This window comes from Clostridium weizhouense, assembly GCF_019431045.1.
Taxonomy (GTDB): domain Bacteria; phylum Bacillota; class Clostridia; order Clostridiales; family Clostridiaceae; genus Clostridium; species Clostridium weizhouense.
The window spans coordinates 147,758-169,086 of the sequence record NZ_JAHXPT010000002.1; the positions used below are offsets into that span (position 1 = coordinate 147,758).

General features: G+C 25.3%; 22 protein-coding genes, 1 other RNA gene and 1 riboswitch. Of the genes, 6 read left to right on the forward strand and 17 right to left on the reverse strand.

The annotated features are described in order from the left end of the window. Nucleotides 1–123: 123 nt before the first annotated feature. The 4 genes from KYD98_RS03350 to KYD98_RS03365 all read right to left on the reverse strand — a co-directional run bounded on the left by KYD98_RS03350 (nt 124) and on the right by KYD98_RS03365 (nt 3,306). A complete protein-coding gene (locus tag KYD98_RS03350) occupies nt 124–819 on the reverse strand; it encodes a CbiQ family ECF transporter T component (RefSeq protein WP_219778170.1) in 696 nt (231 codons plus the stop codon). Beyond that, nucleotides 803–1,078: an energy-coupling factor ABC transporter substrate-binding protein gene (locus tag KYD98_RS03355; RefSeq protein ID WP_219778171.1), complete on the reverse strand. Its 276-nt coding sequence runs from the start codon at nt 1,076–1,078 to the stop codon at nt 803–805. Before KYD98_RS03355 ends, KYD98_RS03350 begins: the two co-directional genes overlap by 17 nt. 3 nt (nt 1,079–1,081) lie before the next feature. Further along, nucleotides 1,082–1,801 (reverse strand): energy-coupling factor ABC transporter permease, encoded by a 720-nt coding sequence (locus KYD98_RS03360; protein ID WP_219778172.1) that lies wholly within the window; start codon nt 1,799–1,801, stop codon nt 1,082–1,084. A gap of 612 nt (nt 1,802–2,413) precedes the next feature. Next, nucleotides 2,414–2,613, reverse strand: a riboswitch (cobalamin riboswitch). Between the two features lie 150 nt (nt 2,614–2,763). Further along, nucleotides 2,764–3,306 (reverse strand): NADH peroxidase, encoded by a 543-nt coding sequence (locus tag KYD98_RS03365; RefSeq protein WP_219778169.1) that lies wholly within the window; start codon nt 3,304–3,306, stop codon nt 2,764–2,766. A 326-nt stretch (nt 3,307–3,632) separates the two neighbouring features. On the opposite strand from KYD98_RS03365, the gene KYD98_RS03370 reads away from it, so the two are divergent. Genes KYD98_RS03370 through KYD98_RS03380 form a run of 3 tightly spaced genes read left to right on the forward strand, consistent with a single transcriptional unit; the run spans nt 3,633 to nt 5,654 of the window. Next, nucleotides 3,633–4,544 carry a DUF5685 family protein gene (locus KYD98_RS03370; RefSeq protein WP_219778173.1) on the forward strand — a complete coding sequence of 304 codons (912 nt, stop codon included), beginning with the start codon at nt 3,633–3,635 and terminating at the stop codon, nt 4,542–4,544. Next, complete coding sequence (locus KYD98_RS03375) at nt 4,531–5,133, forward strand: tetratricopeptide repeat protein (RefSeq protein WP_219778408.1); 603 nt, start codon at nt 4,531–4,533, stop codon at nt 5,131–5,133. Before KYD98_RS03370 ends, KYD98_RS03375 begins: the two co-directional genes overlap by 14 nt. Nucleotides 5,134–5,159: 26 nt before the next feature. Further along, nucleotides 5,160–5,654, forward strand: coding sequence for a hypothetical protein (locus KYD98_RS03380; RefSeq protein WP_219778174.1), 495 nt, complete (start codon nt 5,160–5,162; stop codon nt 5,652–5,654). Between the two features lie 403 nt (nt 5,655–6,057). On the opposite strand, the gene KYD98_RS03385 is transcribed toward KYD98_RS03380, so the two are convergent. Continuing rightward, nucleotides 6,058–7,089, reverse strand: a complete 1,032-nt coding sequence (locus KYD98_RS03385) for a pyruvate kinase (protein WP_219778175.1) — start codon at nt 7,087–7,089, stop codon at nt 6,058–6,060. A gap of 167 nt (nt 7,090–7,256) precedes the next feature. Here KYD98_RS03385 and KYD98_RS03390 point away from each other — a divergent pair, with 167 nt between their 5' ends. Together KYD98_RS03390 and KYD98_RS03395 are read left to right on the forward strand one after the other, a co-directional pair. Next, complete coding sequence (locus KYD98_RS03390) at nt 7,257–7,754, forward strand: DUF4883 family protein (protein WP_219778176.1); 498 nt, start codon at nt 7,257–7,259, stop codon at nt 7,752–7,754. A gap of 173 nt (nt 7,755–7,927) precedes the next feature. Next, nucleotides 7,928–8,758: a PHP domain-containing protein gene (locus KYD98_RS03395; protein ID WP_219778177.1), complete on the forward strand. Its 831-nt coding sequence runs from the start codon at nt 7,928–7,930 to the stop codon at nt 8,756–8,758. A gap of 315 nt (nt 8,759–9,073) precedes the next feature. Here the strand turns inward: KYD98_RS03395 and KYD98_RS03400 are convergent, their stop codons facing one another. From KYD98_RS03400 to KYD98_RS03415, 4 genes are all read right to left on the reverse strand, one after another. Next, on the reverse strand, nt 9,074–9,328 hold the full coding sequence (locus KYD98_RS03400; RefSeq protein ID WP_219778178.1) for a phage holin: 255 nt from the start codon (nt 9,326–9,328) through the stop codon (nt 9,074–9,076). 137 nt (nt 9,329–9,465) lie between these two features. Further along, a complete protein-coding gene (locus KYD98_RS03405; protein ID WP_219778179.1) occupies nt 9,466–10,857 on the reverse strand; it encodes an aminopeptidase in 1,392 nt (463 codons plus the stop codon). A 186-nt stretch (nt 10,858–11,043) separates the two neighbouring features. Then, the gene (gene hprK / locus KYD98_RS03410; RefSeq protein ID WP_219778180.1) at nt 11,044–11,958 is read right to left on the reverse strand and encodes an HPr(Ser) kinase/phosphatase; all 915 of its coding nucleotides are present in this window, start codon (nt 11,956–11,958) and stop codon (nt 11,044–11,046) included. Nucleotides 11,959–11,977: 19 nt separating this feature from the next. Then, nucleotides 11,978–12,163, reverse strand: coding sequence for a DUF896 domain-containing protein (locus tag KYD98_RS03415; RefSeq protein ID WP_219778181.1), 186 nt, complete (start codon nt 12,161–12,163; stop codon nt 11,978–11,980). A 453-nt stretch (nt 12,164–12,616) separates the two neighbouring features. Here KYD98_RS03415 and KYD98_RS03420 point away from each other — a divergent pair, with 453 nt between their 5' ends. Next, nucleotides 12,617–12,832, forward strand: a complete 216-nt coding sequence (locus KYD98_RS03420; RefSeq protein WP_219778182.1) for a hypothetical protein — start codon at nt 12,617–12,619, stop codon at nt 12,830–12,832. A 123-nt stretch (nt 12,833–12,955) separates the two neighbouring features. Here KYD98_RS03420 and ssrS read toward each other — a convergent pair. From ssrS to KYD98_RS03460, 8 genes are all read right to left on the reverse strand, one after another. After that, a non-coding RNA gene (gene ssrS / locus KYD98_RS03425) (6S RNA) lies at nt 12,956–13,135 on the reverse strand. Between the two features lie 61 nt (nt 13,136–13,196). Continuing rightward, nucleotides 13,197–13,592 (reverse strand): hypothetical protein, encoded by a 396-nt coding sequence (locus KYD98_RS03430; RefSeq protein WP_219778183.1) that lies wholly within the window; start codon nt 13,590–13,592, stop codon nt 13,197–13,199. 13 nt (nt 13,593–13,605) lie between these two features. After that, complete coding sequence (locus tag KYD98_RS03435; RefSeq protein WP_219778184.1) at nt 13,606–13,857, reverse strand: DUF1292 domain-containing protein; 252 nt, start codon at nt 13,855–13,857, stop codon at nt 13,606–13,608. 274 nt (nt 13,858–14,131) lie between these two features. Next, nucleotides 14,132–16,417 (reverse strand): RNA polymerase recycling motor HelD, encoded by a 2,286-nt coding sequence (gene helD / locus KYD98_RS03440; RefSeq protein ID WP_219778185.1) that lies wholly within the window; start codon nt 16,415–16,417, stop codon nt 14,132–14,134. A 397-nt stretch (nt 16,418–16,814) separates the two neighbouring features. Beyond that, nucleotides 16,815–17,360, reverse strand: coding sequence for an ECF transporter S component (locus tag KYD98_RS03445; protein WP_219778186.1), 546 nt, complete (start codon nt 17,358–17,360; stop codon nt 16,815–16,817). Nucleotides 17,361–17,788: 428 nt separating this feature from the next. Then, entirely contained in the window at nt 17,789–20,185 is a 2,397-nt protein-coding gene (locus tag KYD98_RS03450) for a homocysteine S-methyltransferase family protein (protein WP_219778187.1), read from the reverse strand. Next, on the reverse strand, nt 20,175–20,861 hold the full coding sequence (locus KYD98_RS03455; protein WP_219778188.1) for a methionine synthase: 687 nt from the start codon (nt 20,859–20,861) through the stop codon (nt 20,175–20,177). Before KYD98_RS03455 ends, KYD98_RS03450 begins: the two co-directional genes overlap by 11 nt. Nucleotide 20,862: 1 nt before the next feature. After that, a complete protein-coding gene (locus KYD98_RS03460; RefSeq protein ID WP_219778189.1) occupies nt 20,863–21,318 on the reverse strand; it encodes an S-ribosylhomocysteine lyase in 456 nt (151 codons plus the stop codon). Between the last annotated feature and the right edge of the window lie 11 nt (nt 21,319–21,329).

Here is a 21,329-nt window from a genome sequence, read left to right on the forward strand (position 1 = left end):
TTATTTTTATTTTGTTTTCTTTGACAGTTTTTATTATATAATAATAATTATTATTTGTAAATAGTTTTTTATAAAAAAAATTAAAACAAATGAAATTCTTCTAAACTCCTATTTGTTTTAACTCTATAATACTACTATTAAACTGATATTAATTATCAAATATACTAGTATAAATATATAATTTTTGATGCTTATTTTAAAATCATATGAATAATGATGTTTCCCTACATAACATCTATTCTTTAATCCTTCATTGATTTCTTTCCACCTATACAAAAGGTTTCTAAATACAACACTTATCCCCTTACCAAAATATTTTAATTTATCCTTATATTTTTTACTAACACCTCTACAATTCATAGCTCTAAATGTAATTTCAAAGTCTTTCTCAATAATTATCAGAAATGTTTCTAACGATTTTGCTATATCAGCTATATCAGCTAAATATTTATTTTTGCTTAAGATATAAACTAAATGATTTATAGGCGTTGTTAATGCAAAAAAACTAATAGTAATAGCTCCATTAATACCTCTTAAGAAAAGCAATATAATAAAATTATATTGCTTTTCAAAAGTAAATGTTATAGCTGTAAATAATGAAAATATTACTGCTATTTTAACAAATTTTCTTACTATTTTAAATTCTACCTTAGTTACAACACATAAAATAATAAAAAATATTATATTAAATACTATAACTTCATATTTTTCAGTATACGAACAAAGTATTAATGAAATTAATATTAATAATAACTTTTCTCCAGGATGAATTTTACTAAATTCATTAATGTTAGCGTAAAGACTAACTTCTCTTAGCATTACTTTTTTTACCTATAAAATATCCTATAAATCCTGCTCCAATTGCTGCTTGACTACAAAACAATAATGATTCAATTTCTCCAGATGGTGGTTCCCAAAGTGATTCAAACCATGGTTCATAACCTTCATTCATCTCAGTAATTAAGTCTCCTGCTTGATCATCAGCCCCTGCAAACTCATCTCCCTTATTAAATAGCAATGGTGCTACTACTAAAAATAAGCTTAATATTAATAATAAAATTATATTTTTTTTCTTCACTTATTATTCCTCCATAATTCCTAAAAGTTCTTCTTTACAGTGTTTTTTTATAAAATCATAAATTACTACAGAAATTATTCCTTCTACAATTGCTAATGGAATTTGAGTTACAGCAAATATTCCCATAAACTTAACTACTGCAAATGCTATCCCACCTGTTGAAGATGGAAATGCTAATCCAAGTTGTATAGATGTTATTACATATGTTGTTAAATCTCCAAGTGCTGCTGCAAGACCTACTGCTAATAATTCATTCTTTCCTTTTAATAATTTATAAATACCAAAAGCAACAAACGGTCCTACAATACCCATTGAAAATAAGTTTGCTCCTAATGTTGTTATTCCTCCATGAGCTAATAACAATGCTTGAAATAATAAAACTACTAAAGAAATTATAGTCATTACTACTGGTCCAAATACTACTGCTCCAATTCCTGTACCAGTTGGATGAGAACAACTTCCTGTAACTGATGGAATTTTAAGTGCTGACATCATAAAAACAAATGCAGCCATTAAACCTAATAACATCTTTATTTCTTTATTCTTAGTTGTTAGTTTTCTCAACTTTTTTATACTCAAAAATAAAAATGGTAAAATCAGAACAAAATAAAATATTGACCAATTTAATGGTAAATATCCTTCTGATATATGCATTGCATATGCATTATGTGGAATTGCTAGTGAAAGTAATAAAGCGTAGATAATAAAAATTGATTTTTTCATAATACCTCCAATTAATCTTATAATATTAGTTTATATAAGTTCCAATAAAGTTTATTTATTACTTAAATAATATAGTTAAGAACTTATATATAAAATTTATTATATATACGTTTCTAATCTAATACTGTTAATACAAATATTTATTTTCTATAAAAATCAAATAAAAAATTATAAACTTATTCTTTTAATTAGAACATATATATTAAATATATTTTGCTATCCTTATTTAGAAATTCGATAAAATTACAAATAAAGCGAATGTTGTATTTTAAGTTGTTGAAAAATTGCATAGCAAACTTGTTTAACGTATATTGGTAAGTATGTACTAGAAATAAATTTTAAGCACAGATTAAATTTGCTCTCAATATTTAGTTGAAAATCATTCTTTTAAAATAATACATGTTATAAAACTACAAATAATAACGATACTTATCACCTTTATAAAACAAGATATTCTATAATTTATACGCAGATTATTTAATAATATAAATTCCTAAACAATAAAAAAACATCTTAACTCCTTAATAAAAAGCTAAGATGCAAAAATTCGCATTAAAACAAGGCGTTTTATAAATAATAAAAAACGCTCTTGCTATTTAACTTCCCACCGAAGGATAGCACTAAATTTAGGTAGGTCTCCTGACTCTAAGTTCATCCGTCTCTCTTCCTTCCCAATTTTTTTAAAAATCAGTGGCTATGCAGAGAGTTGTCCCTTAATACAGTAGCGGGGGCTGTAGTGGCTTTTACCACTTTCCCTTTTAATTCTTATAAACTTCTAAAAGTTACAAAAAACCTAAATTTTAATATATTATCTAATTAATAATATATTTAAAAGATAATATTGTCAATTAATTTTTAGTAAAAAATTATAGACATTAAAATATTTTATTTTAATGTCTATAAACTAGTGTAACATATTTAACATAATTTTGAGGAATTAATGAATTCTTTTTTAATTGAAATTATGCAAAGTATCTATCCAATAATCCCTTAAATGCTTTTCCATGTCTTGCTTCATCCTTGCACATTTCATGTACTGTATCATGAATTGCATCTAAGTTTAATTGTTTAGCTAATGTAGCTAAATCTTTCTTTCCTTGACATGCTCCATGTTCTGCTTCTACTCTTAATTCTAAGTTTTTCTTTGTGTCTGCATTTACTACTTCTCCTAGTAATTCTGCAAATTTTGCTGCATGTTCTGCTTCTTCAAATGCTATTCTCTTATATGCTTCTGCTACTTCTGGGAATCCTTCTCTATCTGCTTGTCTTGACATTGCTAAGTACATTCCTACTTCTGTACATTCTCCCATGAAGTTTGCTTGTAATCCTTCTATTATTCTTGGATCTACATCTTTAGCTATTCCTACTACGTGTTCATCCGCAAATGCTAAGTCTCCACTTTTTTCTATAAACTTATCTGGTCCAACTCCACATACTGGACACTTTTCTGGTGCTGCTTCTCCTTCATACACATAACCACATACTGTACATACAAATTTTTTCATAATTTTGTTCCCCCTATATTCTATTAATTAATTTTACTTATTTTTAAATTTTATTTTTAATATCTTTTGTTTTATTTTTATTTTGTTTCCTTTGACAGTTTTTATTATATAATAATAATTATTATTTGTAAATAGTTTTTTATAAAAAAATTAAAATAAACAAAATTCTTATAAACATCTATTTATTTTAACTCTATAATACTACTATTAGACTTATATCAATTATATGTTTCTTAATATTTCTTTAATTAAACAAAAACTTTATTGTTTAAAAAAATTACTTTCTGTATAATAAATTTATATATAATTAAAAGGAGTGTTTTTTATTGTTTGGATATGTTACTCCATTAAAAGCAGAGATGAAAGTGAAAGATTTTAATAGATTCAGAAGTTATTATTGCGGATTATGTTTTCAAATAAAAAAAGAATTTGGAAACTTTCCACGAATAATTTTAAATTATGATATGACCTTCTTAGCATTATTATTAGATGCATTAATTCCAGAAAAAATTCAAGTTAAATCATGTAGATGTATGATTCATCCAACACAAAAAAGACCTATCGTAATAAATAATACTGCTTTGTCATATGCAGCTTCAATGAATTTATCTCTTGCTTATTATAAACTACTCGATGATGTACAAGATGATAACAAGTTAAAAAGTAAAATAGAATCAATTCTACTTTATCCATATAAAAAAAAGTTCTCCAAACCTATAACTTCAATTAATATTAAAATTAAAAAACATTTAGAAAAATTATCTTTATTAGAACAAAATAAAACTTTTTCTTGTTTAGATGAAATATGTGATCCATTTAGTAAATTAGTTGGAGATATTTTAAAAGATTATCCTTATCCTCTTAATGATGATAATGATGATTTAAGAAATACTTTATATTCTTTTGGATATTCTATAGGTAAATGGATTTATTTAATAGATGCCTTAGATGATTTAAAATCAGACATGGAAAAAAACAAATTTAATCCTATAAACTTTTTATATAATAACAAAAATTTAAAGTATAATGATTTTATAATTTTAATAAAACCAAGATTGGAATTTACTATATTAAACTGTGCTTATACATGTAAAGAAAATTTATCCAGATTAAAGTTAATTAGAAATAATGATATACTATTTAATATAATAGAACTAGGTTTAATGGATAAATATTTAAACATATTAAATAAAGCTAATGAAAATAAAGGAAGTGACTTTAATGATGAATCCATATGAAGTGTTAGGTGTAAGTCCCAATGCAACCCAAGATGAAATAAAAAGTACTTATAGAAAATTATCGAAACAATATCATCCTGATCAATATGCTAATAATCCTTTAAAAGATTTAGCAGAAGAAAAAATGAGAGAAATTAATTCTGCTTATGATGAGTTAACAAAAAATAAAGGAAATAACAATAAACAATACAATAGCAGTAATAACTATAATACCTCTAAAAATGCTTATATTTATCAAGAAATAAGACAGTTAATTCAATCTAGAAACTTCTCTGCTGCTGAATTAAAGTTAAATTCTATATCTAATAAAGATGCAGAATGGCATTATTTATATGGTGTTATCTGTTTAAATAAAAACTGGTTTGATGCAGCTTTTGATCACATAAATACTGCTGTTAGAATGGATCCTAACAATTTTGAATATAGACAAGGTTTAAATGCGTTAAAACAACGAAGCACTGGATTTTCTGATAATTATTATAGAACAACTAATAGAAATTCTATGGATGCTTGTGATTGCTGTATAAAACTTTGGTGTTTAGATACTCTTTGTGATTGTATGGGAGGAGACTTAATAGGTTGTTGTTAAAATATATAGATAAGAGGTAATTAATTATGAAAGTTAATAACTTAACTCAAAGTGCTGTTTTTATAACTTTAACATTAATAATACTTTATTTTTCTTCTATTTTACCAATTAACACATTATCAATTCTTACTATTGCATCATGCTTAATACCTATATGTGTTATAAAAATTTCCCTAAGAAATGCTATATTAGTATATGTTTCATCAACAATTCTTAGTTTTCTTATACTTCCTATAAAATTTTCAATTTATTACGGAGCATTCTTTGGGATTTATGGAATAATCAAATATTTAATAGAAAAATTAAATTCTTTATTTTTAGAGATAATCTTAAAACTTATTTCTTTTAATCTTCTATTAACATTTTCATATTTATTAATAAAAGCATTGTTGGGATTAAATAATATTAATATTTCATTATTCACATTTATAATATTAGCTCAATTTGCATTCTTAATATTTGATTATGCATTAACTCTTATTATAAGTTTTTACTTAAACAGAATTCATAAACATGTTTAATAAAAAATCATCAAAACTACTATGAAAATATTGGATTTTATATTAATCTTATTGAATTAATATAAAAGAGGATTATCTCAAAAATTTTTTTATATTTTTGAGATAATCCTCTTTCTTATTATACAAGTTCCAATAAAGTTTGTTTATTAGTATAAATCTTTAAAATACTTATATCAATGGCATTAGTGCCAACTATAGTGATGAACTTATATAGAAAATTTATGATATATATACTTCTAACTATATAATATTAATTATAAACATTATTTAACAGATTATAAATTTAATAACTTAATTAGAACATATATATTAGGCAAAAATTTTATAAATCATTTTTAATAATTTAAAAGTAGCTATCATTATAATTAACCATGTTATAGATACTAATCCATCTTTTAATATATCATATTTCTTTAAATTTATCATATTTTTTCACCAATTTATTTAAAAATTTTACTGTTTTTATCGGCGCTCTTCCTATTGAAGTTTCACCAGCTAATAAAAAGCCAGTAACTCCTTTATTGATAAAATTATAAACACTTTCTACCTCACATATTGAAGGCATTCTTCCATTTTTCATAGTATTTAATATATGTGTTGCTATAATAATATCTTTTTCTTTATATTGTGTTAAATATTTAATAATGATTTCTTCATATATTGGAGTATCTTCTATAGATGTTTCTGGAATTAAATCTCCTCTTCCTATAACAATTCCATCTACTTTAGATGCAATATCTTTTAAATTGTTTATTCCCTTCTTTGTTTCTATTTTAGCCCAAATTTTAGGTGTATAGCTTTCTACTTTATACATATTAATAAACTCTATTATTTCATCTATATCTTTAGCTGTTTCAACAAATGATTGACATATTATATCTACTTTGTTTTCAATCCCAAATTTAATATCTAATTTATCTTTTTCACTTAAATTCATATACTTTCTATTTAAATTTTTTATATTGCACCCTTTACCACCTCTAATTATTCCTCCTGTTAATGTCTTGGCTTTAATTAAATCATCTTCTTTTTTTAAGATATTAAATATCATTGTATTATCTTTTATACTTATTTCTTTGTAATTGTTTTCCATTAAGGTTCTATTCTCTATATTTAATGGTATTATTTTATTAGTTTTACTTATTTTATTTTTTATATGTTTATATTTATCTTCTCCACAAAAATATACTTCCTCACTATCATATATTTTATATACACTCATCAAACTGTTAGATATCCTTATTTTACTACCACTTAAATCTAGAAGTATAGTTACATCTTTTTTTATTGATCTAGCAGTTTTTAAATCTTCCAAGAATTCTGTACAATTTCCGTGTGAAAAATTAAACCTTAAGGTATTAACTCCACTAAAAAGTATTTCTTTTAATACTTTTTTATCTTTTATGTTAGGTCCCATTGTAGCAATAATGTACATGTATTCCTCCTAAAATTAGTATTACTACTTATTCATACTCTTAGAATCATAAAATATTACTTTATTTTATAATCTGAATTGATATATAAGATTACTTTTAAAGTTCTAAAGTTAATTATTATGAATAAATTTATTAAATAAAAGCTTGTTTTAGGAGGTCTTATTTGTTGAGAAAATTAAGATTAAGTTTATTAATTATTTTAATATCAATTTTATTAAGTGGATGTGATTTATTTGGACCTAAATACATAAACTTTTCTGAAAAACCTAACAATCATTACTATACTGATCAGCTTCACAAAAAAATATTAAGTAATGAAAATTTCTCTCTTTATGTATTTGATAAAAACTTATATAAAGAAATAAAAGTTACCAACGATGAGGAAATTTCTATAATAGAAAACTTTATTAATTCTTTAATTGACAATAATTATTTAAATGAAAGTGAAATTCTAAATACTACTGAATCATTTAAAATTAAAATTGTATTTAAAGACGAGACATTTTTAATTAAAGTATTTAATCCAAGTGTTATAACACTTTCGCCTTGGGATGGTAAATTTAAGGAAGATATTGTTTCAATGGATGGCTTGCCAATAGGATATAATCTATATGATTTTTGTACTCATATAGCTTCTAGACCAATTGAACAGGAAAGCAACTAAAAATTAAAAATTTACTATATATTAAACTTATTTAATGGTATTATATCTTTAATACCATTAAATATAGTATATATTTTTAATGCTATACTTATTAATTTTTATATAACTCAAATATTTATATATCAAAAGATAATATATAAATTTTAATAATTAAAGAAAGGAGTTTTTTAATTATGAATATAGTAGATTTTCATGTACATACTTCATGTTCAGATGGCTTACTATCCCCTAGTGATATAGTTAAAAGAGCTAAAAAAAATAAAGTTTCTTATTTATCTATTACAGATCATGACACTCTCTCTGGCTTAGAAGAAGCAATAGAATCAAGTAAACAATTAGGGATTACAGTAATACCAGGAATAGAACTTTCAACTCAATATAATGATGAAAGTATACACCTATTAGGTTTCTTTAAAGATAATAATTTTATGAATAAAGAATTAATTAAAGAATTAGATAAAATTAAAGATCATAGATTAACTAGAGCAAAGGAAATTATAAAAAAACTTAAAAGTGAATTTAACATAATTATTAATTTTAATGATGTGATATCACAAGGAAAGGACACTATAGCTAGACCCCATATTGCAAGAGAAATTATTAATGCTGGATACCCTTATGATTTAGAATATATATTTACTAATTTTATAGGGAAAAATTGTAAAGCTTATGTTCCTACTTTAAAGATATCTACACAAGATGGAATATCACTTTTAAAATCATATAATGCACTAGTATTTTTAGCACATCCTAAATTAATTAATAATACAAGCATAAATAAATTTTTAGAAATGAATTTAGATGGAATAGAAGCAATTTATTTTCAAAATACCCCTAATGAAGAAGCTTATTTTTTAGATATTGCTGAAAAAAATAATTTACTAGTATCAAGCGGATCTGATTTTCATGGAAACATAAAAGATGATAAACGCCATGGTGATGTTGGTAGCATGACTTTATCTGATAAATATTTAGCTAAATTCTTAAATGCATTAAATTCTTAATTTCTATTTGTAAAACTCTATCATAAGATAGAATAATATATTAAAGAAGCGTTATATATTTTTTTCTTAGACGAGTAAATAAATTTATTTAATAAGGAGCTATTAATCCAATTTACTTAGTCAGTATCACACAAATTAGACGATTATATTTGTCTGTTATTTCTGATTATACCTTGAATCATAATTATTAAAAGGAGTCTATCTTAAAATAAATCATCTATCCTTGAGCTTTTCAACAAATATAAACTTATAAACTCATTTTTAAATAGTACATTTATTTTGAGACATACTCCTTATCTTAATTATAAATTTTTTCTATTCTTTATTGTTTTCATTATCTATTTCTAAATTTTTAGAATCACTTAAAACTTTATCATCATTAAACCATTTTGATTCTGTCATCGGGTTGCTTACTATTCCTAACATTACAAAAATCGATAAGATAGCTTGTACTATTTGTTCGTAATCACCTTGTATTACTTCAACTCCAAAACATTTAAGAATTAATGGAATTAAAGAAGCAATAGATATCCAAAGTCCATAATTTTTAAATCTAGATTTATCTAACATAAAAAGACCTCCTTTGTGTCCAGATATTAAACTTAAATATCTTAATATATAATATTCCATAATAATACTTTTAGTCACAAAAAAGATCTTTTTACTATATTCTAATATAAAATTATTAACTTTAATCTAAATTATATCTACGCTTCTATTAAAAATGCTCTATAGCCTTTCATAGTTTCATATATATCTACTTTACTAGCTATTTCCCATGGTGCATGCATATTTTGAAGTGCAACTCCACAATCTATAACTTCCATATTATATTGTGCTAAAATGTAAGCAATAGTTCCACCACCACCAACATCTACTTTTCCAAGTTCCGCTGTTTGTATTGATACATCATGTTTTTCCATTATGTTTCTAAGTTCTGCCATGTATTCTGCATTAGCATCATTACATCCTGATTTTCCTCTAGCACCAGTATATTTATTAAATACCATTCCTTTTCCAAAGAACGCTGAATTATTCTTTTCCATTACTGAAGGATAATTAGGATCAAAAGCTGCACTAACATCTGAAGATAACATTTTAGAATTGCTAAGACATCTTCTTAACTTAAGATCTGTTGTCCCTTCAACTTTATCCATAACTTCTGCAACAATATTTTCAAAAAATCTTGATTGCATTCCAGTTGCTCCAATACTTCCAACCTCTTCTTTATCTACTAAAAGACAACAACAAGTTTTGTCGCATTCTTTCATATCAAACATAGCCATTAGTGAAGTATATGAACATACTCTATCATCATGTCCATAAGCCATTACCATACTTCTATCCAAACCATAATCTCTAGCCTTTCCAGCGGGTACTATTTCTATCTCAGCAGATACAAAATCTTCTTCTTCAAAATCATACTTTTCTTTTAATATTTTTAAAATATTTTCTTTTACCTCATTTTTTTCTTTATCTTTTAAAGGCATACTTCCAACTAAAACATTTAAATCTTCACCTTCAACTACTTTATTTCCTTTTTTAGTTAATTGATCTCCTGATAGATGTACAAGTAAATCTGATACCCCTACTACTGGATCATTTTCATCTTCACCGATGCAAATATTAATTACAGTTCCATCTTTCTTTACTACTACTCCATGTAACGCTAATGGTAAAGTAACCCATTGATATTTTTTAATTCCACCATAATAATGTGTATCAAGTAATACAAGTTCAGTATCTTCATAAAGTGGATTTTGTTTAGCATCTAATCTTGGAGAATCTATATGTGCTCCTAAAATTTTAAGACCTTTTTCCATCGACTCTTTTCCAATAATAAATAATGCAATAGTTTTTCCTTTGTTATTTGCATATACTTTATCTCCAGCTTTTAAACTTTCCCCATTTTTAATTATGTCTTCTATATCTTTATATCCGTTAAGTTCTGCCATTTTAATAGCTTCTTTAACACATTCTCTTTCTGTTTTACAAGTTGACATAAAATTTTTATAACCTTCGCAAAAATCAAATATTTTTTCTATTCCTTTTTCATCATATTTGTTCCATGCATTTTTTATTTTTTTTTCTGTTTTCATTTTAATCCTCATTCCTTTTTTATTATATTAGGCACATTAAATAAAATAATGGACCAAAAAGACTTTATATATTCTATGTAAAACAAGTACGCAAATTCAGTTAATAACAAACTATTAGCTAAATTTGCTTACACAGTATAACACAAAATATATAAGCATACTTGGTCTATTATTTTTTAATGTGCCTTATTGCTCATCATTTACAGAATTCATTCTTGTTTCTATTATATCTACTGGAGTAATCTTTGACATTAATGAATATCTATAATTTACAGCAGCAGCTTCTATAATAACAGCGATATTTCTTCCTGGTCTTACCGGAACAGTTAATTTTCTTACTTTTACCCCAAGTATATCCATACATTCATTATCAATACCTAGTCTATCATAATCATTATCATTTTTCCAATGTTCAAAATGCATTATTAAATTAATTTCTTTTTCTTGCAACACTGAACTCAGTCCATATAATTGAGTAATATCAATAATACCTATTCCTCTAACCTCTAACATACCTATTGTTATTTTAGGAGACCTTCCTATTAATGTTCCATCTGTTTCTCTTATATCAACAGCATCATCTGTTACAAGTCTATGTCCCCTTTTTATAAGTTCTAATGCAGTTTCACTTTTACCTATACCACTTTCTCCGGTTATTAATATTCCGATACCTGAAACATCTACCAAAACCCCATGAAGTCTTGTTTCTGGTGCAAGCTTATCAGCTAAATATATTGTTGTTTTACTTATAAATTTTGTTGTAACCAATTTAGTTCTTAAAACCCATACATTATTTTTTTTAGCTTCTTTTATAAATTCTTTATGTGGTTCAAGACCTCTAGTTATAACTAGACAATTTATATTAAAACTAAAATATTTTTTTACCCTCTTTTTTCTTAATTCAATTTGCATATCCTCTAAAAAGCTCCATTCAGCTTTTCCTATAACCTGAATTCTTTCTGGTGCAAAATAATTATAAAAGCCTGCTAGCTGTAATCCTGGCCTGTTTATATCGTTTACCGTAATATCTATATCATCTTTTCCTTCAACTAATACTTCTAAATCAAAATCATTTATTAGTTTTTTTACTGAAACCGCCACTCTTCATCATCCTTTTTCTCTATTTTTTCGGTTCTATTCCCTCTAATTGAACCCTAAAATTCCTCTTTACATTATCTATATATCTTCTTCTTAATTTTTGTTGTAATTCTTTTTCTTGTGCATTTAAGCCTTCTTCTTTACTCTTTTTATATAATGAATTTATTTCCTCTATTACTTCCTCTATTTTCATATGTTCTATATTCACTCTAGCATACATCCTTTCTTTTTCTATAAGAATAATTTTACCTATTTTTAAAAATATAATCAACCTAAAAAAGTTTAACATTTTTATTTAGATTTATTTCTACATTTAAGTACTTTTTAAACCATGTTTCAATTTATTTAATAAATATACATTTTCTTTCTTTTTATTCATATTAATTACTTTAAAGCATTTTTACATTTTATATATTTTATTCAAATTTATTACTTTTTTGGAATTTTATTAACAATTATTATATAATTTTGATGCTTAATGTCGGTAATTGTATTTCGAAATCTTTTTACAAAACCCCTCATATTGTTTATAATTAACTTAAAGTATATAACTAAATAATCCTAAAAAGGTAATATTTTACAGTTAATTGTCGTACAGTTTATTGTTTAAGTTATAAGCAAGACTATTTATAAAAATAGTAATTTATAAGGGGTGATATAATTGAAAAAAAGAAAGTTAACTAGCCTTGAAAAGAAAATTGTTATTAGAAAAAAGATTTTAAACTTATTTCTATTATGGTTTTCTCCAACAAATAGTATCATGGTTTTTTTATCTAAAAATTTAGACAAGCATATTGCAAAATATCAAAAGATTTTATCCTTACAACATAACAAAAAGAAATGTACATTAAATTCATCTAAATATGCAGTTGCATAATTATTTAGTATATTTTATTACTTATTCTCTTTAATAATTTAAACTTATATAGTACTTAATTATAGCTTATTACTATAAACAAGAACAAAAAAACACCTCAAATGAGGTGTTTAATACATAATAATAGTTCCCAACATGCCGTTTGCTTATATATTCATACCTGCCTCTCGCAGGTGGGTTAAGTTCAACTTACTTTTGCCTTCTTCTGATATAAATAAAGCCTGACAGCCATAAGCATATCACAAATCCCGAAAATATAATGTAGGTTGAATATAGTAAGCTAGGCGAACACCTTAGGAAAACTATAACTTTATTATATCATAAGATTTATTTTATTCAATAGTATTTCTTGTTCTTTAAATTATTATTCATAATCATTTAGTATATCTTCTAATTCTATTTCATTTTCATCTGATGCAAATACTGCTATAAATTTTAAATATCCATAATTGCCTATTTCGTTTTCAGCGTATTTATATTTCCCTTCAACCTCCAATTCTTCTACTAAATCTTCTATTATTCCTTCAACATTATCCATTGCAATATCTTTTAAATAAGGAACATAAAATTCACTATACCATTCTTCGCTTTCAACCTCAAAATCACTTTCTTCTTTTGCATAGCTTTCAGCAGCTTGTATTTCTTCTTTATCAAAATCATAAAAGAATTTAATTACTACATAATTATCACTTTGTTTTATTTCTTCAATTTCAGATAAACCATTTTCCTCTAAATAATCTATTATTTCTGAAGTTTTCATAATATACACTCTCCTAGTATAATAATTTTTTATATTCTTTTTTTACAGCTTCAAATTCTTTATCATCTTCCACAAGATTTAATTCTTCATTACCATCTTCATTCTTATCTATTCTAAATGCAAAAATATCACTTTCTTCTTCATTATTATCTAATGGTGATAATAATAAGTACTCTTGTTTTTCTAAAAATATTCTTGCTATAGCTTCAAAATCAACTTTATTTCCTTCTTCATCTTTAAATGACATTATTTTTTTTTCTTCCATATTGTTCACCTCTTAATTTATTATAAAAAATTTCAAATCAGTATATATTCTATACAATACTACAGATATCATCAACTAGTAATTTTAAATAAAAAAATAAATATTTTAAATTACTCACATAAAATAATACAATATATCAAATAAAAGGATATATTGATCTATTCTTTTTTGATTATAACTAATATGCCCTAATAACTTAAATAGCTTAATAAATAATAATTAACTTCCTGATTATTTATTATTATATGCTATTTATGCATTTTATGAATATATTTTAGCAATTTTCTATTATCAATTCCGTTAAATTATTTATTTTTAAAATGTATTCATAATGAAGAGCTCTTGTTAACATAACATATAATAATCGTTCCTCTAAAATTTCTTTTTTATATTTATTTTTACTTGGATCATAAATTATAGTACAATCAAATTCTAATCCTTTTGTTAAATATGATGGAATTATAACATTATCTTCTATAAAATTATTTTCTTTTCCCTTTATTCGTTGAAATTTATATATACTTTTTCTTTTTAAAAGTTTTTCAACTTTTTCTGCTTCTTTTGCATCTTTAGTTATTATTGCGACACTTGTTTTTCCTAATTCTCTAATTTTGCTAATTATTTCATCAATATTTTTATAAATTCCCTTTTCTTCTTCTACTTGAATAATCTTAGGTTCTTCTCCATGACGTAACACTGGTTTTGCATTTTTAAGGCCTAAATTTTGTGCTTCTAAAGCTTCTTTTGCAAAATCAATTATTTCTACAGTTGATCTATAACTTTGTGTTAATTGTACATAAGTTGCTTCACTTTTAAAAAGTTTTTGAGTTATATCTTCCCAAACTCTTAAACCTTTATAATAATAGATACCTTGAGCTAAGTCTCCAACTAAAGTTAATGAATTACCCTTAGCAAATGAATTTACCAAATAAACTTGAAATGGGCTATAGTCTTGAGCTTCATCAACTACTATATGCTTAAATTTTTCCTTTTCCTCAATTCCTTCTAATAGATTTCTTATATATAACAATGGCGCTAAGTCATCTTCATCTACTAAACCATTTTCATAATTTTTTAAAAATTCTTCTTTCATAAAATCTATTAATTCTTGTGAAATATCTTTTGAAGCTATCATATTAAAGATCTCATCTGTAAAAAAATTATAATAAATATGATTAACTCCTATCCCTTTCCAATGTTTAAAATAATCATTAAATTGCTTTTTAGAATTTTTTAATACATTATTCTTTATTTCATCTCTTTTATTGTACTCATTAATTAATAACTTTCTTCTTTCTTCTATATCTTCACAATTTATTTTAATATCTTTTATATTTTTTTCCCACTTATTATCAATTGAATACACTAAAAGTTCAATTTTTTCTTTTAATTTTAAAGATAAATATCTCTTAATTTCATCTTTCCTTTTATTTATTGGATATGATTTTAAATCTTTTAAATATAGCTTTATTATTTCTTTTTTATCAAAAAGAATGTAATCATATATTTTTATATCCTGTATTTCCCGGGCACTACTATCTACTAATGCTATATATTTATCTATCATTTCTTTAAATACCATTGACCCTCTAAATTTAGCAGAGTCAATAATAAGATTCTTTTTAACCAAATCCTCTTCTTCCATTATATTTTTTAATTTATCATCTTTATTATATATCTTAGCTTTCAGCTTAAATTTAGATTTAACTAACTCCTCAAATGTGCTTTGTTTTACTTCCTCAGCTCCTAAATTAGGTAAAATTTCTGATATATAATCTAAAAATAATTTATTAGGTGCTAATACAAGAATTTCTTGACCAATCATGTTTTCTTTATATCTATAAATTAAATATGCTAATCTATGAAGCGCTATTGTTGTTTTTCCTGAACCTGCTGATCCTTGAACTATTATAGGAAAAGTTCTCGGCCATCTTATAATTTCATTTTGCTCTTTTTGAATTGTTGCAACAACTTCTTTTAATTTTTTTCCTCTACTTTCTTCTAGATTAATTTTTAGAAATTCATCAACTAACTCTGTTCCTTCTTCTCCATTTATCATCAATTCATTTAATCCGTCATCAAATATATCTTTAATTTCTCCATCTTCAAATAAAAACTTTCTCTTTAGCGAAAGTGTTCCATCAATAACTCCTATAGGTGCTTTATAATAAGCCTCTCCACCAGTACCACTATAATATAAATCAGCAACAGGTGCTCTCCAATCGACAACTACCTCTTCGCCTCTTATATTATTAGTAATACCTTTTTTCCCTATATATATGTTCTCTTCTAATCCTCTTTTTTCTCTAAAATCAACTCTTCCGAAATATGGGGAAAGTAAAGCTTCTTCATATCCCTCTATATCTTTCTTTAATACATCAGATATTTTTTCAGTAGTTTCTTTTTCTTCATTATAATTTCCTTTAGATTCTTTAGCTAGAAATTTAACTTTATTCTCAATCTTTTCTCTATTACTTTTTTTCTCATCTAACTCTTCTAATATTAGTTTTCTTTTTTCTTCTAATATTTTTTTCTCTTCATATAAAATTTCATCTATCATTATAATACCTCTTAGCCAAATTTAATAAATTTACATAATAAAAGAAAATAATAGTTAAAATACACACATATTAATCTATCATTTATTTCCATGTGCCTAAAGACAATATTTTCTTATCCATAATTTACTCTATCAATTATATCCTAATATTACATAATTGATAATAGTAAATTATTTTAAAATTGTAAAAAGAAAACCACTACATAATGTTTTAATTGACGTTAGGAATGGAGAATTACGGTATAAATCTCTATCACTAAATTCTTCCAATATTTCATACTTGTAGAATTCTACAATTTCTATGCAACAAAAAAGAACCTCTATTTAATTTAGAAGTTCCTTTTTATCTTAAGTAATCCAGAATAATATATTTGTTATTATATGTTTCAAACACAATTTAAATCTTCGCTTGAATTTTTTCTTTATCTAAAAAATTTCCAAATACATGATATATATCTGTTTTTCTTGATTTAGACATAGCTTTCATTAATACATATGCAATTCCACTATCCACACAATGATGAAGTATTGATCCTAGTGCTGTAACTATTAACATTTGATAAATGTTTAATCCTATAAACGGAATTACAACTAACATTTCTGCTAATCCATGGATAGGTGCTGTAATCGCTGCTGCTTTAATGTAACTTTTATTTCTAATGATAATTTTTGCCCCAATATATCCAACCAAAATATGAGTTGCTGCTCTAAGAACTACAGGCATTGGCATTCCTGAAAGTAAAAATCCTATTGTAGAGCCAACCCCAACTACAACAGCTACTGCTGGTGAAATTAACATTGAAAGCATCATAGGCACATGTGCAGCCAATGTTGCTGTAAATGGTGGAATTACTATTTTTAAAAATCCAAATTGTATTGGTATCATTATTGCTAATGCAGTTAACAGTGATGCATATACCATTTGTTTAATCTTATTATTCATAATATAGTCCCCCTTTTATACTAATGTATATACACTAGTATAACATTGCACTTTGCTTATGTAAACTTTATTTTTTTAAATTTCAATATATATAATCTTAGCTTTCTTTATATTTTTAAAAATTCTAAAATCTCTTTATGCATAAAAAAATTGCTAAGCTACTGCAAAGCATCGATTTTTTAGCCATGCACCTTTTTCAACATAGTGTAGAAATAATGATGCAGGATATGATTATTTTTTTATTCTTTAGGTAGTACTTATCATGCCTCTAAAACAAAATATTCTAAAATTTATATACAGATTATTTGGTAATATAATTTCCTAAAAATAAAAAAACTATCCAAAACATATTTATTGTATTTAGATAGTTCCTCTTTTTTTTATCTATATCTTGATATTATAGTATAAGCACAAATTGGCATTGTAATTTATTTAAATATTTTTTTAGCTATTTCTACTGATTCTTTTGCATCTTTTGCATAATAGTCTGCCTTTATCATCTCTGCGTATTCTTTAGTTAATACTGCCCCACCAACAAATACTTTTCCAGAATATCCATTATCTTTTAAAGCTTTAATGGTCTCTTCCATACTTTTTAATGTTGTAGTCATTAATGCACTTAAACCTATCAATTTAATATTTTCCTTTAAAGCAACTTCTACAACTGTTTCTATTGGTACATCTTTACCTAAATCAATAATTTGATATCCATAGTTTTCAAGAATTACTTTAACTATATTTTTACCTATATCATGAATATCCCCTTTTACAGTTGCTAAGATTATCTTACCTTTTGATATATTATTAGATTTATTAATAAATAATTTCTCTTTTATAACATCAAAAGCTTGTTTAACAGTTTCAGCAGACTGTATTAATTGAGGTAAAAATATTTCTCCTTTTTCATATTTCGAGCCCACCTCATCTAGTGCAGGTATAAGTATTTTATTTACTACCTCAAGTTCACTCATTGTTTTTAAAATCTTTATTGTAGACTTTTTCGCCTCATCTTTTAATCCTTTTACAACAATATATTTTAAATCACTATTTTCACTTTTAATTGGTTCATTTTTATTTTCTAAGGTAACCTTTAAACTTCTTTCAACTTTTCTATCTCCATACATAGAAATATATTTTTTTGAGCCTCTATCTATATTAGCCAATACGTTATATGAATTTATTACATCCATCATTCCTGTGCTATTAGGATTCATTATTGGAAGATCTAAACCATTTGCTAAAGCTAATGCTAAAAATGTTTCATTTATAAGTTCCCTACATGGTAATCCAAAAGATATGTTAGAAACTCCTAGTAAAGTTTTTACACCCAATTCTTCCTTAACTCTTCTTAAAGCTTTTAATGTTTCTTTTACCTCTGCTTGCTGCGCAGATGCAGTTAATACTAAACAATCAATAAATACATTATTTTTATCTATTCCATATTCTCTAGCTTTATTGACTATTTTTTCTGCTATCTTAAATCTATCATCTGCTGTAGGAGGTATACCTTTTTTATCTAGAGTAAGACCAACAACACTTGCTCCATACTTTTTTACTAAAGGTAATATTTTTTCTAATACCTCATCTTCTCCATTTACAGAATTAACAATAGGTTTACCATTATAAATCCTTAGGCCCTCTTCAATAGCTTCTATATTTGATGAATCTATTTGCAGAGGTGTATCTATAATACCCTGAATTTCTTTAATAACCTTTTTCATCATTTCCTTTTCATTTATTTCAGGTAATCCTACATTTACATCAAGTATTTCTGCACCTGCTTCAACTTGATCTATAGCCTGCTTTAATATATAATCTATATCATTATTTTTAAGTGCTTCTTTAAATAACTTCTTTCCTGTAGGATTTATCCTTTCTCCTATAACCTTTACCCCTTCAATTTTAACTAATTTTGATGGAGTACATACAGATGAAAACTCAATTTTATTTCTTTTTAGTTTTTTATTCTTGTCTTTTATTATCGTTAATTCATTAATAAATTGAGGAGTAGTTCCACAGCATCCACCGATTATACTTACACCTTCTTTAACAAATTCATTTACCCAATAAGCAAATTCTTTAGCTGTAATATCATATATTGCTTCGCCAAAAGATAATTTAGGTAATCCAGCGTTAGGTTGTGTCATTATAGGTAAATTAGTTGCTTCTTTTATTCTTTTGATTATTGGAAGTAGTTCCTTAGGACCTAATGAACAATTTACACCTATAGCATCAGCACCTAATCCTTCTAAAGTAACAGCCATACTTTCTGGAGTACATCCTGTAAAAGTTCTACCTGTTTCATCAAATGACATAGTACAAAATACTGGTAGATTAGTATTTTCTTTTGCTGCTAATAAAGCTATCTTTGCTTCATAAAGATCTGTCATAGTTTCAATTAAGATTAAATCTACGCCTGATTTTTCTCCTTGTATAACTTGTCTTTTAAATATTTCATAAGCTTTTTCAAAACTTAATGTACCCATAGGTTCTAAAAGCTGACCTATTGGTCCCACATCTAATGCTATATAAACACTATTATTTTTTCTTGCTTCTTTTGCTATGTTTACTGATGAATCTATAATTTCTTCAACTGTAAATCCAGAATTCTCTAATTTTAATTCATTAGCCCCAAAAGTATTAGTTGTTATAACCATTGCTCCATTTTCAATATATTCTTTATGAACTTTCCTTATTGTTTCCTTTTCAGTTATATTAAATAACTCAGGATTTTCACCAAGTTTTAATCCCTCTTTTTGAAGCATTGTCCCCATAGCTCCATCAAATACAAGTATATTATCTTTTATAAATTCTTTAAGCCCCACAATTAGTCCCCTCTCTTCTAAAACTACAATTATTATAATTCTTACAAACTTCACATCCTCTTTGCTTTTCCTCTTTCTCCTTTGGAATAACCCCTATTATTGCAGTTACTGATTTCCTTGGAAATAATAAATGATGTGATGATACTGTAAGACCTATTGCTTTATCTGCCTTTAATGTATTTATTATATTCTTTTGAATGTCTAACGGTAAATCTCCATATCCTGGACTATATCTAAATGTTATAGCAAGACCTTCTTTTCTCGCATCTAACCTTATTTTCTCTTCTATTTGATCTAAAACTTCTTCTATTGCCGTTGTTGCACAAGCATCTAAAATTAAAGCTTTTGTTAAATTTATTGTTTCATATAATTTAATTTTTTGTTCTATTTTATTACCTATAGTTGCTGCTATGATAAAAGTTTTCTCTGCATAAAGAAGATGATTTTTAATGTCCTCACCGTTTAATATTAAATTAGTTCTATCTATATGCACACCATCCTTTTCATTATGGTTTTTATACTGAGCATAAACATATTTAGGTGCTATTAAATCTTTACATTCTTCTATAGATTTATTGATCAATTCATTCATTGATTCATTTAATTCTTGCTGTTTATAACCTAAATACCTAAGGACTTCATCCTTAGGTATTTTTAGTTGTTTAATATTATACATTTTATTCTCCGTATATGTTAAGTGAAAAACCTCTTTCTAGTGCTTCCTTAGCATATTCCTTTGCACCAAATAAAGATAAATCTCTATAATTTCCACATTGAATATCATTAGCTGCTGGTATTTCTGTTGCTTCTACAACTTTTTTTAATGCCCATTCTAAAGCTTCTTTTATTTCTGCGGCTTCTCTATCACCCCATATACTTAAATAAAAACCTGTTCTACATCCCATAGGTGATAAATCAATTATACCTTCTAATTTTTCTCTAAGTTCATGTGCTAATAAATGTTCAAGACCATGCATTGCTGCTGTTCCAAACTCTTCTTTGTTTGGTTGAAGAAATCTTATATCGAACTTTGTTACCTTATCACCAAGTTCTCCATTAAGCAAACAACATTTTCTTATATATGGTGCTTTAACCTTTCTGTGATCTAATTCAAAACTTTCTACTTTTTTCATTGTGTATCCTC